Here is a 14,656-nt window from a genome sequence, read left to right as displayed (position 1 = left end):
TTCGCCGACGCGTGGACGGCCGTGAACCGTTTCCTGGCGCGCGGTGGAACGCCCGCCGTAGGCTCGGCCCGTGACCCGTCACCCCGGACGCAGGCTCGGTATCTGGTGTGCCGGACTGCTGCTCGCCGGGGTCGGCGTGGTCATCGGCTGCCGGGTCGCCGACACCGACGGCGTCACCCCGGTACCCCAGCTGCTCGCCTTCCTGCCCTGGCTGCTCGTGCCGACCGGCTTCGCCCTGCTCTGCGCACTGCTCACCCGCTGGTGGCCGGGCCTGGTCTGCGGGGCCGTCGTACTCGGCGTGCTCACCTGGTACCTCCAGCCGTACGACGACACCGCCGGCCCCGGCGGCAGGCCGCTCGCCACCCTGCGCGTGCTGACCTCCAACGTGGAGTTCGGGCGCGGCACCCCCGCCCTCGTCCCGCGGATCCGGGACCGCCGCCCGGACATCGTCTTCGTCGAGGAGTGCGAGTTCAGCTGCCAGGCCACGCTGGAGGGCGACTTCGCGACCGTCTACCCGTACCGGCAGGCGGTCCGCGCGGCCGGCTCCCACGGCTCGCTCATCCTCAGCCGCTATCCCCTGACGCCGACGGCCGGTGTCCCCGGCATCATGGGCATGCCCGGCGCCGTCGCCGACGTGCACGGCCACGCCGTACGCCTCCAACTCGCCCATCCCATGCCGCCGTTGCCCGACCAGGTCGGCCTGTGGCAGCGCGAACTCGGCAGGCTCAGCGCCTTCGCGGCCGCCGACCGCCGTACGCCCACCATCCTGGCCGGCGACTTCAACGCCACCCAGGACCACGCGGCCTTCCGCCGCGTCCTCGACACCGGCCTGACCGACGCCGCCCGTCTCGCCGGACACGACCACACCGCCAGCTGGCCCGCGCGCACCGCCTCCGTCGTCGGCACCCAGATCGACCACGTCCTGCTCTCCCCGGACTTCACCGCGACCGACGCCCGCTTCCTCCGCGTCCCCGGGAGCGACCACCGCGCCCTCGTCGTGGACGTCACCCTCCACCGGCGCGGATGACTCCGGTGGACCGCGGAGGACTTCGGGTGGGCCTGCGGAGGACTCCGGGGGCGAGGGTGGGGCGGGGTCGGCGGCCAGGAAGACGAGGGCGGGGTCGGGGTCGGGAACGGAGGCCGGGAGGACCGGGGGCGGGTTCAGGGACAGAGGCCAGGAAGACCGGGGGACCGGCGGACGGCCTTCATGGACCAGAGCGGGGACCGTGGCACGACCCCCGGTGGGCCGGAGCGGGGACCGGGGACCACGCCCCCCAGGTGCACCAGGACAGAAACCGGCGGACGACCGACTGGACCAGCACGGGAGAGGGGCGCACGACCCGAGCCGGACCAGGACACGGAACCCACGGACGGCCCGCACCGGACCAGGACGCGGAACCCACGGACGACCCGCGCCGGACCAGGCCGTGGGCCTGGGACGACTCCGGTCGGTCCGGAGCGAACCGGCGATAATGGCCGCATGTCGCGCGAGTTCCCCATCGGCCTCACCCCTCCCGACTGGCTGGTCCGGAACCTCCGCCCCCAGCAGGCCCCCGTCAACAAGGCCGCCGTCGCCCGCGCCGCCGTGGCGATGGCCCTCTCCCTGGCAGCCGGCCTCGCCACCGGCCACCCGGCGTACGGCGCGCTCGCCTCCATGGGCGCCCTGTCGGGCGTCATCGGCGACACCGCCGACGCCTACCGCATGCGCATCCTCAACATCGCCGTCCCGCAGCTCTTCGGCGCGGTCGGTGTGACGCTGGGCGCGCTGGTGTACGGCCACGGCTGGTACGCGGTGGCCGTGGTGACCGGGATCGCCCTGCTCTCCGGCATGATCTCGACGATCGGCGCGGTCGCCTCGGTCTCCGGCCTGCTCCTCCTGCTCAACTGCGTGATCGGCGCGGGTCTCCCGCTCCCCCACCCCTGGTGGCTGGCCCCGGCCCTGATGACGGGCGGCGGCCTGCTGGTCCTCCTCCTCGCCCTGCTGGCCTGGCCGTTCCGCTCGGGCGTACCCGAACGCACGGCGGTGGCGGCCGCCTACCGCGCCGTCGCCGGGCTCCTCGCCGTCTCCGGCACGGACCACGTCGAGGAGTACGACGAGGCCCGCCGTACCGTCACCCAGTCCCTCAACCAGTCCTACGACCTGATCCTGGCCCGGCGCGCCCGCCACCACGGCCGCAGCCGCGACCTCACCCGTCTGCTGGCCCAGTTGAACGCCATCACGCCGGTGTTGGAGGTGGCCCCCGCGGCCCATCTGGCAGCCCGCCCCCTGCCGCTCGAAATCCCCGAGGCGGTCCACCACCTGGCCCGGGCGGTGGAAACGGGCCACACCGGTCCGCCGGCCCTGGACCTCCCGGTGCCGACGACGGAGACGGCCCGCGCGGTGGACCACGCCCTGCGCCACATGGCCGAGGTGGTGACGGCCCCCGACGTGGACCCCCGGGGCATCGACGACCGCCTGGGCCGCCCCGCCGCACTGGGCATCCGCACGGCGCGGGCGGCCCGCAACGTCGTACTGTCGGCCAACTCCTGGCGCTACGGCCTGCGCCTGGCGCTGTGCATCGGCATCGCCCAGGCCCTGGTGTCGTTGATCCCCGTTCCCCGGTCCTACTGGGTGGCCCTGACGATCACCTTCGTGCTGAAGCCGGACTTCGGCTCGGTCTTCTCCCGCGCCCTGCTACGGGCCCTCGGCACGGTGGCGGGCCTGGTGATCGCGGCGGTGGTCCTGGCGGAGGTCCCGCTGGGCTGGTGGGACGTGCTCGTGATGCTGCTCCTGGCGCCCCTGATCCCGGCGCTGACCCCCCGCGGCTACGGCTACCAGACGGCAGCGATCACCCCGGTGATCCTCCTGCTGTCGGACATCCTGAACCACCAGGGAACAGCCCTGCTCCTCCCTCGCCTGGCGGACTCACTCCTCGGCTGCGCGATCGCCCTGACCGCCGGCTACCTCCTGTGGCCGGAGAGCTGGCGCACCAGGGTCGGCGACCGCCTGGCCGACGCGGTGGCGGACACGGCGCGGTACGTGGAGACGGCGTTCGCCGCCGACGGGGACCCCGCCGAGCGGGCCCGCATGCGCCGCCGCCTCTACCGCGACCTGTCGGTGATCCGTACGGAGTTCCAGCGGGCCCTGACCGAACCACCGCCGACCGGCCGCCGTGCCGCCGCGTGGTGGCCGCTGGTCGTGGCGGTGGAACGTATCGTCGACGCGACCACGGCCGCCCGCGTCCGCGTGCGGCACGGGACACCGCCCCCGTCCTCGCCCGAGATCGCGCAGGTGGTACTGCAACTCCGGGAGCTGTCGGAGGGCGTACGGAACGCGGAGACGCTCACCCCGGTCCGCACGGACCTCACCGGCCCCGCGGGCAGCGTCCTGGAGCCGCTCCGCCAGGAAGTCGCGGCGGCCCGGGCGATCGCTTCTCCCCACTGAGAGCTTCGCTAACCTTACGTGTCCGTCCTGGCCAGGGATCGACGTGGATCAACTCACGCGAAGGGTTGCACACATGGGCATTCTCACTCTCCTGCGGAACGCATTCAGCCGCGCCCGCAAGGGACGAGCCACCGAGGCAGAGGGTGCGGACCGCCTGCCGGCGCAACCGGAAACCCTCCAGCCCACGGCCCCGGCGGCCGACCCCACCGTCCCGGAGCCCCGCCGCTCCTCCCCCGGGGAGCACGACCTGGTGGCAGCGGCCTTCAACAACGTAAAGGTCCCCCACCCGGCGGAAGGCGAGCCGGACATTCTCCCCTTGGAGAGGGCAGAGGCAAAGGAAGAGGCCGAGCCGGAGGTCACGGAGCCGACAGAGGCTCAGGAACAGGCCGAACCGGAGGCTGAGGTGCGGGAGGTCGTCGAGGCGGTGTCGGTGACGGAGGAGACCGCCGTACCGTCCGACGAGACGACGGCCCCGCAAGCCGCCGACGGCGAGGACGCCCCACAGGGGCCACCGGCAGCCGACGACGAGACCCGCACAGATGGTCCGAGCGGGAACACCGACGCCGAAGGCCAAGCCGAGGCGAACGACGCACCGGCCCCCACGCCGGAGGCGACCGCAGCCGACGACGAGACCCGCACAGATGGTGCGGGTGGGAGCGACATCCCCGCCGAAGGCGAAGCCGAGGCGGACAAGAAGAGCCCCGCCACCACCCTCGCCAAGGTCAAGTCCCGCACCCCCTCCCTCGCCACCGCCTACAAGGCCGCCACCACCACCCTGAAGAAGACCGACCTCACCGGCACCCGAGCGAAGGTCTACCTCGTGCTCGACCGCTCCGCGAGCATGCGGCCGTACTACAAGGACGGCTCCGCCCAGGCCCTCGCCGACCAGACCCTCGCCCTCGCCGCCCACCTGGACCCCGAGGCCACGGTCCACACCGTCTTCTTCTCCACGGAGATCGACGGCACCACCGACCTCACCCTCACCCCGGACCACGAGACGAAGATCGACGACGTCCACGCCGGCCTCGGCCGCATGGGCCGTACCAGCTACCACGCCGCCGTAGCGGCCGTACTCGCCCACTACGACGCGTACGAGAAGGACGCCACCCCCGCCACCCCCGCCCTCGTCGTCTTCCAGACCGACGGCGCCCCGGACGCGAAGACCCCCGCCACCCAGGCCCTGACCGAAGCCGCGCAGTCCCATCCCGCCGTCTTCTTCTCCTTCGTCGCCTTCGGAGAGCACGACAACAAGGCCTTCGACTACCTCCGCAAGGTGAAGTCCGACAACACGTCCTTCTTCCACGCGGGCCCCACCCCCCGCGAGCTGACGGACACCGAGCTGTACGAGGGCGTCCTCGCCGCCTGGCGCCCGTAACGGACCACCACGGACCGTCACACTCAGTGACACCGGGCCGCACGCTTCCCACCCTGCAAAACGGGAAGCGGGCGGCCCACCCATGTCGGCTACGATTTCAAGGTTCGAAACCGCAGAAAAGCAGCGACCTGGGAGCAGCCACGATGGCTCGACACCTCATCACCAGCGCCCTTCCGTACATCAACGGGATCAAGCACCTGGGCAACATGGTGGGGTCCATGCTCCCGGCGGACGTGTACTCCCGGTACCTGCGCCAGCGCGGCCACGACGTCCTGTACATCTGCGCCACCGACGAACACGGCACCCCGGCCGAGCTGGCCGCGAAGGAGCAGGGCCTGCCGGTCGACCAGTTCTGCGCCCAGGCGCACGACGCGCAGAAGGCGGTCTACGACGGCTTCCAGCTCGCCTTCGACTACTTCGGCCGCAGCTCCTCCCCGGAGAACCGCGAGATCACCCAGCACTTCGCCCGCAAGCTGAACGAGAACGGATTCATCGAGGAGCGGGCGATCCGCCAGGTCTACAGCCCCGCCGACGGCCGTTTCCTGCCCGACCGCTATGTCGAGGGCACCTGCCCCCACTGCGGCTACGACAAGGCCCGCGGCGACCAGTGCGAGAACTGCACCCGCGTGCTGGACCCGACCGACCTGATCAACCCGCGCTCGGCGATCTCCGGCTCCACCGACCTGGAGGTCCGCGAGACCAAGCACCTCTTCCTCCTCCAGTCGAAGCTGGAGAACGAGGTCCGCGAGTGGGTGGCCCGGCACGACAAGGACTGGCCGCAGCTCGCCTCCTCCATCGCCCACAAGTGGCTGACCGAGGGCCTGCACGACCGCGCGATCACCCGTGACCTGGACTGGGGCGTCCCGGTCCCGGCCGACACCTGGCCGGAGCTGGCCGCCGAGGGCAAGGTCTTCTACGTCTGGTTCGACGCGCCGATCGAGTACATCGGCGCGACGAAGGAGTGGGCCGACCAGGACCCGGAGAACCGGGACTGGAAGTCGTGGTGGTACGACGCGGACTCCGGTGAGAACCCCGTCCGCTACACCGAGTTCATGGCGAAGGACAACGTCCCCTTCCACACGGTGATGTTCCCGGCCACCGAGCTGGGCGTGCGCGAGCCGTGGAAGAAGGTGGACTACGTCAAGGCCTTCAACTGGCTGACGTACTACGGCGGCAAGTTCTCCACCAGCCAGAAGCGCGGTGTCTTCACCGACCAGGCCCTGGACATCCTCCCGGCCGACTACTGGCGCTACTTCCTCATCGCCAACGCCCCCGAGTCGGACGACTCGTCCTTCACCTGGGAGCACTTCACCGCCACGGTCAACAAGGACCTCGCCGACACCCTCGGCAACTTCGTCAACCGCGTGCTGTCCTTCTCGAAGAAGCGCTTCGGCGAGGAGGTCCCCGCGGGCGGCACCCCCGGCGAGGCCGAGGCCAAGCTCGGTGAGCAGATCGCCGAACTCCTCGCCGAGTACGAGGGCCACATGGAGACCCTGCAGTTCCGCAAGGCCGCCGCGGCCCTGCGCGCCCTGTGGTCGGCGGGCAACTCCTACCTGGAGGAGAAGGCCCCCTGGCTGCAGATCAAGACCGACAAGGACGCCGCGGCCCTCACCCTGCGTACGGCTATGAACCTGATCCACCTGTACGCGGTGGTCTCCGAGCCGCTGATCCCGGCGACGGCGAAGGTGATGCGCGGCGCCTTCGACCTGCCGGACGACACGGCCGCCTGGATCACCGAGGCCGAGGCCAAGTCCCTGACCTCGGTCCCCGCCGGCACCCCCTTCACGGTCCCGCCGGTGCTGTTCGCCAAGCTGACCGACGAGGACCTGGCGGCGTACAAGGAGCGCTTCGGCGGCGAGGAAGGCTGAGCCGGCCGGAATGATCCGCGGACGGGGCGCCGAGCACATGCTCGGCGCCCTTTCGCATGAGTCAAGAGGCGTGGCCGAGGACGAGCGCGCCGACGACCGGTGCGGCGTAGACGAGCGGGAACGGGATGTGGGAGTACCAGCGGGCCCGCGCCACGGTGACGGCGGCCCCGAGGAAGTAGACCACCAGCCCGATCCCGGCCAGCACCCCGATCACCGGCACGAACAGCCCGACCACCAGCCCCACGGCCCCGGCGGCCTTGGCCACGCCGAGCAGGGTCCACCACGACTGCGGCACCCGGTAGTCGGTCAGGGCCTTCACGATCCAGTCGGCCCGCATGAGCAGCACGGCCCCGGAGAACCCGGCCATCAGCGCGGCGAGCAGGGTGACGACGATGTGGGCGATGTGCATGAGAGGCTCCCGGAGGGACGCGATCGGAGTCGGACATCTCTCTGACACCGCGGCGCGGGAGGAGTGTGACAGCACCTCAAAAGATCTTCGCGAACGAAGAACGTTTCTGCCTCACTCGAATGACTGAACGCATCCGCATCACCGCTCAACCGGCCTTTCGCCGCTCATAAGTTGCGCACATGGTCACATCCACCCACGAGGCCTCCCACCGGATCTTCCAGGACCGGCCGGAGATCCTCACCCCGGTCTTCGATCTCTTAGGAGTCCCGATGTCCGCCAAGGCATCGGTGGCGGTCCTCAGCGCCGACGTGACGGAGATCCAGCCCCTGGAGAGACGAGCGGACACCGTCCTGCGCGTCGAACCGTCCGACGGGGACCATTTCCTGCTCGCCATCGAGACGCAGCTGAAGCGCGACGAGCGCAAGACGACGAGCTGGCCGTACTACGTGGCGTACTTGCGGGAGAAGTTCTGCCTGCCGGTACTGCTGCTCGTCACCTGCACGGACCGGCGCACCGCGCGCTGGGCGACCGGGCCGTTCACCTGCGAGGTCCGCGGCTGGACCACCCACAGCACACATCCCCTGGTCCTGGGCCCGGACAACGTACCGAAGATCACCGACCAGCGCACAGCAGCCAGGGACCCCGCGATGGCGGTGTTCTCGGCCATCACACATGGCCGGGATCCAGAGGCCCCGGCCATACTGGAGGCCACGGCCGACGCTCTGAAAGCAATGGAGGACAGCCAGACCGCCCAGCACCTCGGCGGCCTGTTGGAGATCGGCCTGGGGGACACTCCGGCCCGCGAGACATGGAGAGAGCTGATGGGTTTCACCAACTTCTTCCCCGGCCGGGGCACCATGCTGGAAGAGGTCTACCTTGAGGGCAAAGCCGAGGGCGAGGCCGAGGGCGAGGCCAAGGCCATCCTCCGCTTCCTGGCGGCGCGCGGCATCCCCGTCCCCGAGGAGGCCCGTGAACGCATCGCCGGCTGCACCGACTTGGAGCTCCTCAACCGCTGGCTGGACCGGACGCCTCACGTGCAGTGCGTGCACGACCTCTTCGCCGAGGGGCCGGAGGACACGGACGCGGCGTCGGCCTGAGTGAACCGGGGGCGGGGCAGCCGTGCCGCACGCCCCCGGTCTGGCAAAGTACCGGTGTCGTGAACCTTCCCGAACCCCACCGGCGCCTCCTCGCCGATGTCGTCACGGCTGGCGGCCCGTACGGGCTGGTCCTCGCCGGCGGATACGCCCTCCAGGCGCACGGGCTGCTGCAACGCCCGCACGCCAACCTCGATTTCGCCACGGAGAGTTCCGAGGGCCTGGACCGGATCGCCGGTGCCGTCGACGCGGCCCTGGAGGCCCGCGGCCGGCAGGTGCGGCTCGGGACCGCCGACGCACTCACCGCCCAGCTGACCGTCACCGATCCGCCGACCGGTGAGCCCTGCGCCCTCGCGCTGCACAAGGAGGCCTTCTGGCAGCCGCCGGCGCTCACCGAGTACGGGCCGGCCCTCTCCCTGGAGGACGCCGTCGGTACGAAGATCCGGGCGCTGTACGACCGGGGCGCGGCCGTCGACCTGATCGACGCGCGGGCCGCCGCGGCCCGGTTCTCCCTGCCGGATCTGGAGGAGCTGGGCCGTCGACACGCCCATGACCCGTTCGACCTGCCGACCCTGCAGTCCCGGCTGACGGGCACGGACTTCTACTCCGACGCGGACTTCCTCCGGTACGGGCTGGCGGAGGAACAGGTCATGGCCTTGCGCGCCTGGGCCCAGCGCTGGTCCGACGACATCGCCGAGCGCCTCCTGGAAGACGGCGCGTCCCCCGACGTCGAGCCGGACACGGACTCCGGCCCCGACGCGGGGGACTGACGAACGGCGCCGTACTACTTCGGCTGCGGCTTCCTGATGTTCAGGTGCAGCTCGCGCAGGCGGGCCTCCTCCAGCTCGGTGGGGGCGCCCATCATCAGGTCCTGGGCGTTGCCGTTGAGCGGGAAGGCGATCGTCTCGCGGATGTTGGGCTCGTCCGCGAGGAGCATGACGATGCGGTCCACGCCGGGGGCGATGCCGCCGTGCGGCGGGGCGCCGAAGCGGAACGCGCGGAGCATGCCCGCGAACTTCTCCTCGACGGTCTCGCGGTCGTAGCCCGCGATCTCGAAGGCCTTGAGCATGATCTCCGGCTCATGGTTCCGGATGGCGCCGGAGGACAGCTCGACACCGTTGCAGACGATGTCGTACTGCCAGCCCAGGATGTCCAGCGGGTCCTGGGTCTGCAGGGCCTCCAGGCCGCCCTGCGGCATGGAGAAGGGGTTGTGCGAGAAGTCGATCGCGCCGGTCTCCTCGTCCTTCTCGTACATCGGGAAGTCGACGATCCAGCAGAAGCGGAACACGCCCTCCTCGAAGTGGCCGGCGCGGCGAGCCGCCTCCACCCGCACCGCGCCCATGATCTTGGAGACCTCGTCGAACTCGCCCGCGCCGAAGAAGACCGCGTGGCCGGGGGCCAGGGACAGGCGCTTGGTCAGCTCGGCGACGTTGTCCTCGGTGAGGAACTTCGCGATCGGGCCGGAGAGGGATCCGTCCTCGCCCACGCGGACCCAGGCCAGGCCCTTCGCGCCGAGCGAGACGGCGAAGTCGCCGAGCTGGTCGAAGAACTTGCGCGGCTGGTCCTGGACGGCCGGGACGGGCAGCGCGCGCACGTGCTTGCCGGCGAACGCCTTGAACTCCGAGCCCTCGAAGACATCGGTGATGTCGACCAGCTCCAGCTTGGCGCGCAGGTCCGGCTTGTCGGAGCCGTACTTCAGCATCGCCTCGCGGAACGGGATGCGCGGGAAGGGAGACGTGACATGGCGGCCGTTGCCGAACTCCTCGAACAGCTCGGTCATGAGCTTCTCGACCGGCTGGAAGATGTCCTCCTGCTCGACGAAGCTCATCTCGATGTCGAGCTGGTAGAACTCGCCCGGCGAACGGTCGGCGCGGGCGTCCTCGTCGCGGAAGCAGGGCGCGATCTGGAAGTAGCGGTCGAAGCCGGAGATCATCAGCAGCTGCTTGAACTGCTGCGGCGCCTGCGGCAGCGCGTAGAACCTGCCGGGGTGAACGCGGGAGGGGACCACATAGTCGCGAGCGCCCTCGGGGGAGGTGGCGGACAGGATCGGCGTCGCCATCTCGTTGAAGCCCATCGCCGACATCTTCTGGCGCATGGCCGAGATGACCGCCGTACGCAGCATGATGTTGCGGTGCATGCGCTCGCGGCGCAGGTCCAGGAAGCGGTACTCCAGGCGCCGCTCCTCGTTGACGCCGTCCTCGGTGTTGATCGTGAACGGCAGCGGCGCGGCGGCGCCCAGCAGCTCGACCTCGGACACCTCGACCTCGATCTCGCCGGTGGGCAGGTCGGGGTTGATGTTCTCGGTTCCACGTGAAACAACGCGGCCGTCGACGCGGACCGTGGACTCCTTGGAGACCTTGTCCAGGGCCTCGTACGCCGGCGTGCCGGGGCGGGCCACCAGCTGCGTGATGCCGTAGTGATCGCGCAGATCGATGAAGAGGATGCCGCCCAGGTCGCGCCGATTGTGCAGCCAGCCACTCAGCCGGACGTCGGTGCCGACGTCAGAGGCGCGGAGCTGGCCGCAGGTGTGGGACCTGTACCGATGCATCGTCGTTCATCGTCCTTCGTGTGTGGGTCTGCGGGGGAGGGGTGCTCTCCCCGGCGAGAACGGGCACGGGGCCCGGACCCATCAAGGGTACCGGGCACCCCAAGATCGGCTCCCCACCTTTTCCCGCGCCGCACTGGAGGATCCTCCGAGTCCGAAGGGGGCGGGATTCTCCTTTCCTACGGTGGCAGTTATCGGTCAGACATTCCTAAAGTGGGCGAATGCGCACAGGCGAGCCCCTTCCGTCCGTCGGAGACGTCCTCGCCGCCCTCGCGACCGGGCTGTGGCACTGGGACACAGCCGCCCAACTGGTCACCGTGGACGCGGAGGCGGCGCGGCTGCTCGGGCTGCCCGCGGAGCCGACCACCCTCACGGAGGTCCAGACCCGGGCCCGGCTGCACCCGGAGGACTGGAACGAGATCACCGGGGTGATCCCGCTGGCGGTCGACGAGGGCACGCTCGCCGAGGTGCGCATCCGGATCATGGACGAGCAGGGGAACGTCCTGCGGGTCGTCCGCAGCCGGTCCAAGCCGTCCTTCGACCCCGAGCGGCGGGCGTACGAGCTGATCGGCACCCTCCAGGAGGTCACCGAGCCCACCCCGGGCACCCGGGCCGCGCGCAGCGCGGTCACCGGCGACTGGCGGCGCTCGCGGGAGGCGTTCCTGCTGGACGCGGGCCGGGCGCTGGCGGAGGCACAGTCCACCGCGGAGGTACTGCGGGTGGCCGGCGGCCTGTCGATGCCGGGCTTCTCCCCGGACGGGCTCGTGGTGTTCGGGGTGGAGGGCGACCGGCTGACGATCACCGGCGAGCACGGCCACCAGCCCGGCGACATGAACCCTTTCTCCGACATGCCGCTGACCACGCACTATCCGGCGGCCGAGGTCGTCCGCACGGGCCGCGCGGTGTATCTGTCCTCGCCCGCGGAGTACAAGGAGCGCTACCCGGCGACCTGGCCGCTCGCCCAGCCCTTCGGCCGCCGCTCATGGGCCTTCCTGCCGCTGACGGTGGCCGGACGGACGATGGGCGCCTGGATGGCGGGCTTCGCCTATCCGGTGGCGTTCACGCCGGACGAGCGGGCCGTGCTGGCGACGGTGGCCCGGATGCTCGCCCAGGCGCTGTCCCGGGCGGAGGCCACCGAGTCGGAGCGGGAGCTCACGGAGGGCCTGCAGCGCTCCATGCTCCCCTCGCTCCTCCCGGAGATCCCCGGCATACAGGTCGCCGCCCGGTACATCCCGACCGGCGGCGGACTCCAGGTCGGCGGCGACTGGTACGACATGATCCCGCTGCCCTCCGGCCGCTTCGCGCTGGCCTTGGGCGACGTCCAGGGCCATGACGTACGCGCCGCGGGCCTCATGGGCCAGCTGCGCATCGCCCTGCGCGCCTACGCCTCCGAGGGGCACCGTCCGGACGCCGTGCTCTCCCGCGCCGCCCGCTTCCTGCACGGCATCACCCACGACGACCAGATGACCGACATCCGCTTCGCGACCTGCGTGTACGTGGAGGCCGACCCGGCGACCGGGATGCTGGAGATCGCCCGCGCCGGGCACCCGGACCCGGCGATCCGGATGGCCGACGGCACGGTGATGATGCGGCCGACGGCGGGCGGGGTGCCGCTGGGCGTGGACCCGGACGCGGACTATCCGACGACCCGGTTCGCCCTGCAGCCCGGCGAGACGCTGATGCTCTGCACCGACGGCCTGATCGAGACCGGCGGGCACGACCTGGACAGCGGCTGGCACCGGCTGCGCGCGATCCTCGAGGCCCACCCGGGGGACGACGACGGGGTCGATCTGGAGTCCCTGGCCGACGCGCTGGTGCAGGGCGTGCACGGACCGTCCTCGCACCACACCACCGGTCCCCTGGCCGACCGCCGCGAGGACGACATCGCGCTGGTGCTGCTGGGCCGGCCGTTGGACGGCGCCATACGGCCCGCGATACGGCGCACCCTGCTGTCGGTGGCGCAGGACGAGCCGGACCGGATCGCCGAGGCCCGTCGGCACCTGCGCGAGCTGCTGCACGACTGGGCCTCCCCCGAGCAGATCGACTCGGCGGTGCTGCTGGTCTCCGAGATGGTCACCAACGTCCTCGTCCACACCGACACCGACGCGCTGCTGCTCGCCGAGGTGACCGGCGAGACCGGCGCGCGCGGTCTGCGGGTGGAGGTCACCGACGCGGGCGACGACCTGCCGCACCGGCGCCGCCCCGGCGAACTGGCCTCCTCCGGCCGCGGCCTGATGCTGATCGAGCTGCTCGCGGACGCCTGGGGGGTGAACCCACGGGGCGAGGGCAAGAGCATCTGGTTCGAACTCTACGAGCCGGGGGCGGCGTCGGGCGGCGCGTCCGGGGGCGCGGCGGGCGGTCTGTCGGGGGGCGACCCGGGGGACGCGGCCGGAGGTGACTCGGGAGGCTCGGCGGGCGGCGACTCCGGGGTTGCGGCCGGAGGTGACTCGGGAGGCTCGGCGGGCGGCGACTCCGGGGTTGCGGCCGGAGGCGACTCGGGAGGCTCGGCGGGCGCCGACTCCGGGGTTGCGGCCGGAGGCGACTCGGGGGACGCGGCAGTAGGCGGCGCGGTGGATGGACGCGCGCCGGAGGGTGGCGCATCCGAGCGGCGCTCGCCGGAGGGCGGCGCATCCGCAGGGCCCTCGGCAGAAGGCGACGCATCCGCAGGGCCCTCGGCAGAAGGCGACGCATCCGCAGGGCCCTCGGCAGAAGGCGGCGCATCCGCAGGGCGCTCGGCGGAAGGCGGCGCACTGGCGGGCGACGCGCCGGGCGGCGGTGAGTTGGCGGGTGGCGCGCTGGAGGGCGAGGCGGCGGAGGCCGCTGAGCTGGACGCCGATGAGTCGGAGGGCGCTGCGTAACGCGTCCGCAGCTCGTGTACGACCCCGAAGGCGGCCGCGGTGAGCGGGACCGCGAGCAGCATCCCGAGGATGCCCGCGACGGACGCCCCGGCGGTGATGGCGACCATCACCACGGCGGGGTGCATCTGCACGGTCCGGCTCTGGATGACCGGCTGCAGCACATGCCCCTCCAGCACCTGCACGGCGAGGACGACCCCGAGCGCCCACAGCGCGATGACGAAGCCGCGGTCGGCCAGGGCGACCAGGACGGCCACCGCGCCGGAGATGAAGGCGCCGAGATAGGGGATGTAGGCGCCGACGAAGACGAGCGCGCCGAGCCCGACCGCGCCGGGCACCTGGAGGATCAGCAGGCCGACGGTGATGCACACGGCGTCGATGAGCGCGATGAGGGTCGTACCGCGCATGAACCCCTCGACCGCCTCGAAGGCGCGCCGCGCGACGGCCTCCAGGGTGTCGGCGGTGCCGCCGGGCGCGACGGCCCGCAGGATCTCCACGGCCCGGTGGGAGTCGCGCAGGAAGAAGAAGACGAGCAGCAGGGCGAGCACGGCCATCGCGATGGACTCGCCGACGACGCTGACCCCGCTGATGACGTTGGACGCGGCCGTGCCCCCGAACCTGCTCAGCAGCTTGCGCGCGTTCACGGCAAGGTCGTCGAGCCCGGTGCCGGCCGCCCCGAAATGCTGTGAGACACCCTTGGCGGCGCTCCGCAGCGAGGCGATGATCTGGTCGCCGGTGTCGATGAGCGCGGCGACGACGATGTACACGGCACCGCCGACAACGGCCACCACGGCGACACACGTGAGCCCGGCCGCCACCGACGCCTGCACCCCGGTCCGCACCAGCCGCCGGTGCAACGGGCCGAGCAGCGCGGTGCCGAGCAGGGCGAGCAGCACCGGTGTGACGGCCGTACGCAACTCCCCGCACAGCCGCACCCCGACCCATCCCACCCCGGCGACGAGCAGCAGCACTGCGCACCAGGCGGCGAGGCGTCGAACGGGTTCGGGCAACAGCTGCACGCGTCCAGCGGATCATGGCCGCCGACGGGTGTCCTGCCGCGCGGGGCCGGGCGGGTGAGGTGCGCGG

Annotated in this window: 8 protein-coding genes and 2 pseudogenes; 7 read left to right on the top strand and 3 right to left on the bottom strand. The window is 71.6% G+C overall.

Annotation, left to right across the window (positions count from 1 at the left end; translation table 11 throughout):
• The first annotated feature begins 70 nt into the window (after positions 1–70).
• The 4 genes from SRB17_RS19615 (at position 71) to metG (ending at position 6,667) form a co-directional block, all read left to right on the top strand.
• On the top strand, positions 71–1,027 hold the full coding sequence (locus SRB17_RS19615) for an endonuclease/exonuclease/phosphatase family protein (RefSeq protein ID WP_323375956.1): 957 nt from the start codon (positions 71–73) through the stop codon (positions 1,025–1,027).
• A 453-nt stretch (positions 1,028–1,480) separates the two neighbouring features.
• Positions 1,481–3,424, top strand: coding sequence for an FUSC family protein (locus tag SRB17_RS19610; protein WP_153540426.1), 1,944 nt, complete (start codon positions 1,481–1,483; stop codon positions 3,422–3,424).
• Positions 3,425–3,497: 73 nt separating this feature from the next.
• On the top strand, positions 3,498–4,799 hold the full coding sequence (locus tag SRB17_RS19605; protein ID WP_153540424.1) for a VWA domain-containing protein: 1,302 nt from the start codon (positions 3,498–3,500) through the stop codon (positions 4,797–4,799).
• A gap of 143 nt (positions 4,800–4,942) precedes the next feature.
• Positions 4,943–6,667: a methionine--tRNA ligase gene (gene metG / locus SRB17_RS19600; RefSeq protein ID WP_153540422.1), complete on the top strand. Its 1,725-nt coding sequence runs from the start codon at positions 4,943–4,945 to the stop codon at positions 6,665–6,667.
• Positions 6,668–6,728: 61 nt separating this feature from the next.
• Here the strand turns inward: metG and SRB17_RS19595 are convergent, their stop codons facing one another.
• The gene (locus SRB17_RS19595) at positions 6,729–7,076 is read right to left on the bottom strand and encodes a DoxX family protein (protein WP_153540420.1); all 348 of its coding nucleotides are present in this window, start codon (positions 7,074–7,076) and stop codon (positions 6,729–6,731) included.
• A gap of 179 nt (positions 7,077–7,255) precedes the next feature.
• Between SRB17_RS19595 and SRB17_RS19590 the strand changes: the two genes are divergently transcribed.
• Both SRB17_RS19590 and SRB17_RS19585 read left to right on the top strand, forming a co-directional pair.
• Positions 7,256–8,173 (top strand): hypothetical protein, encoded by a 918-nt coding sequence (locus SRB17_RS19590; protein ID WP_153540418.1) that lies wholly within the window; start codon positions 7,256–7,258, stop codon positions 8,171–8,173.
• A gap of 59 nt (positions 8,174–8,232) precedes the next feature.
• A complete protein-coding gene (locus SRB17_RS19585) occupies positions 8,233–8,940 on the top strand; it encodes a nucleotidyl transferase AbiEii/AbiGii toxin family protein (RefSeq protein WP_323375955.1) in 708 nt (235 codons plus the stop codon).
• 14 nt (positions 8,941–8,954) lie between these two features.
• Here the strand turns inward: SRB17_RS19585 and aspS are convergent, their stop codons facing one another.
• Entirely contained in the window at positions 8,955–10,718 is a 1,764-nt protein-coding gene (aspS, locus tag SRB17_RS19580; RefSeq protein ID WP_153540416.1) for an aspartate--tRNA ligase, read from the bottom strand.
• 218 nt (positions 10,719–10,936) lie between these two features.
• On the opposite strand from aspS, the pseudogene SRB17_RS19575 reads away from it, so the two are divergent.
• Positions 10,937–13,066: pseudogene (locus SRB17_RS19575) on the top strand (SpoIIE family protein phosphatase); the annotation flags it as partial.
• Between the two features lie 461 nt (positions 13,067–13,527).
• Here the strand turns inward: SRB17_RS19575 and SRB17_RS19570 are convergent.
• Positions 13,528–14,589 (bottom strand): annotated as a pseudogene (locus SRB17_RS19570) (AI-2E family transporter); the annotation flags it as partial.
• Positions 14,590–14,656: the final 67 nt, after the last annotated feature.

This window comes from Streptomyces sp. RB17 (assembly GCF_009604455.1).
GTDB lineage: Bacteria > Actinomycetota > Actinomycetes > Streptomycetales > Streptomycetaceae > Streptomyces.
This window is presented reverse-complemented; position numbering and strand designations above follow the sequence as displayed.

What these genes read in the sequence shown, in the direction of transcription:
- SRB17_RS19610 (WP_153540426.1), top strand. Translation starts at nt 1,481, where the DNA reads ATGTCGCGCGAGTTCCCCATCGGCCTCACCCCTCCCGACTGGCTGGTC.
- SRB17_RS19605 (WP_153540424.1), top strand. Translation starts at nt 3,498, where the DNA reads ATGGGCATTCTCACTCTCCTGCGGAACGCATTCAGCCGCGCCCGCAAG.
- metG (WP_153540422.1), top strand. Translation starts at nt 4,943, where the DNA reads ATGGCTCGACACCTCATCACCAGCGCCCTTCCGTACATCAACGGGATC.
- SRB17_RS19595 (WP_153540420.1), bottom strand. Translation starts at nt 7,076, where the DNA reads ATGCACATCGCCCACATCGTCGTCACCCTGCTCGCCGCGCTGATGGCC.
- SRB17_RS19590 (WP_153540418.1), top strand. Translation starts at nt 7,256, where the DNA reads ATGGTCACATCCACCCACGAGGCCTCCCACCGGATCTTCCAGGACCGG.
- aspS (WP_153540416.1), bottom strand. Translation starts at nt 10,718, where the DNA reads ATGCATCGGTACAGGTCCCACACCTGCGGCCAGCTCCGCGCCTCTGAC.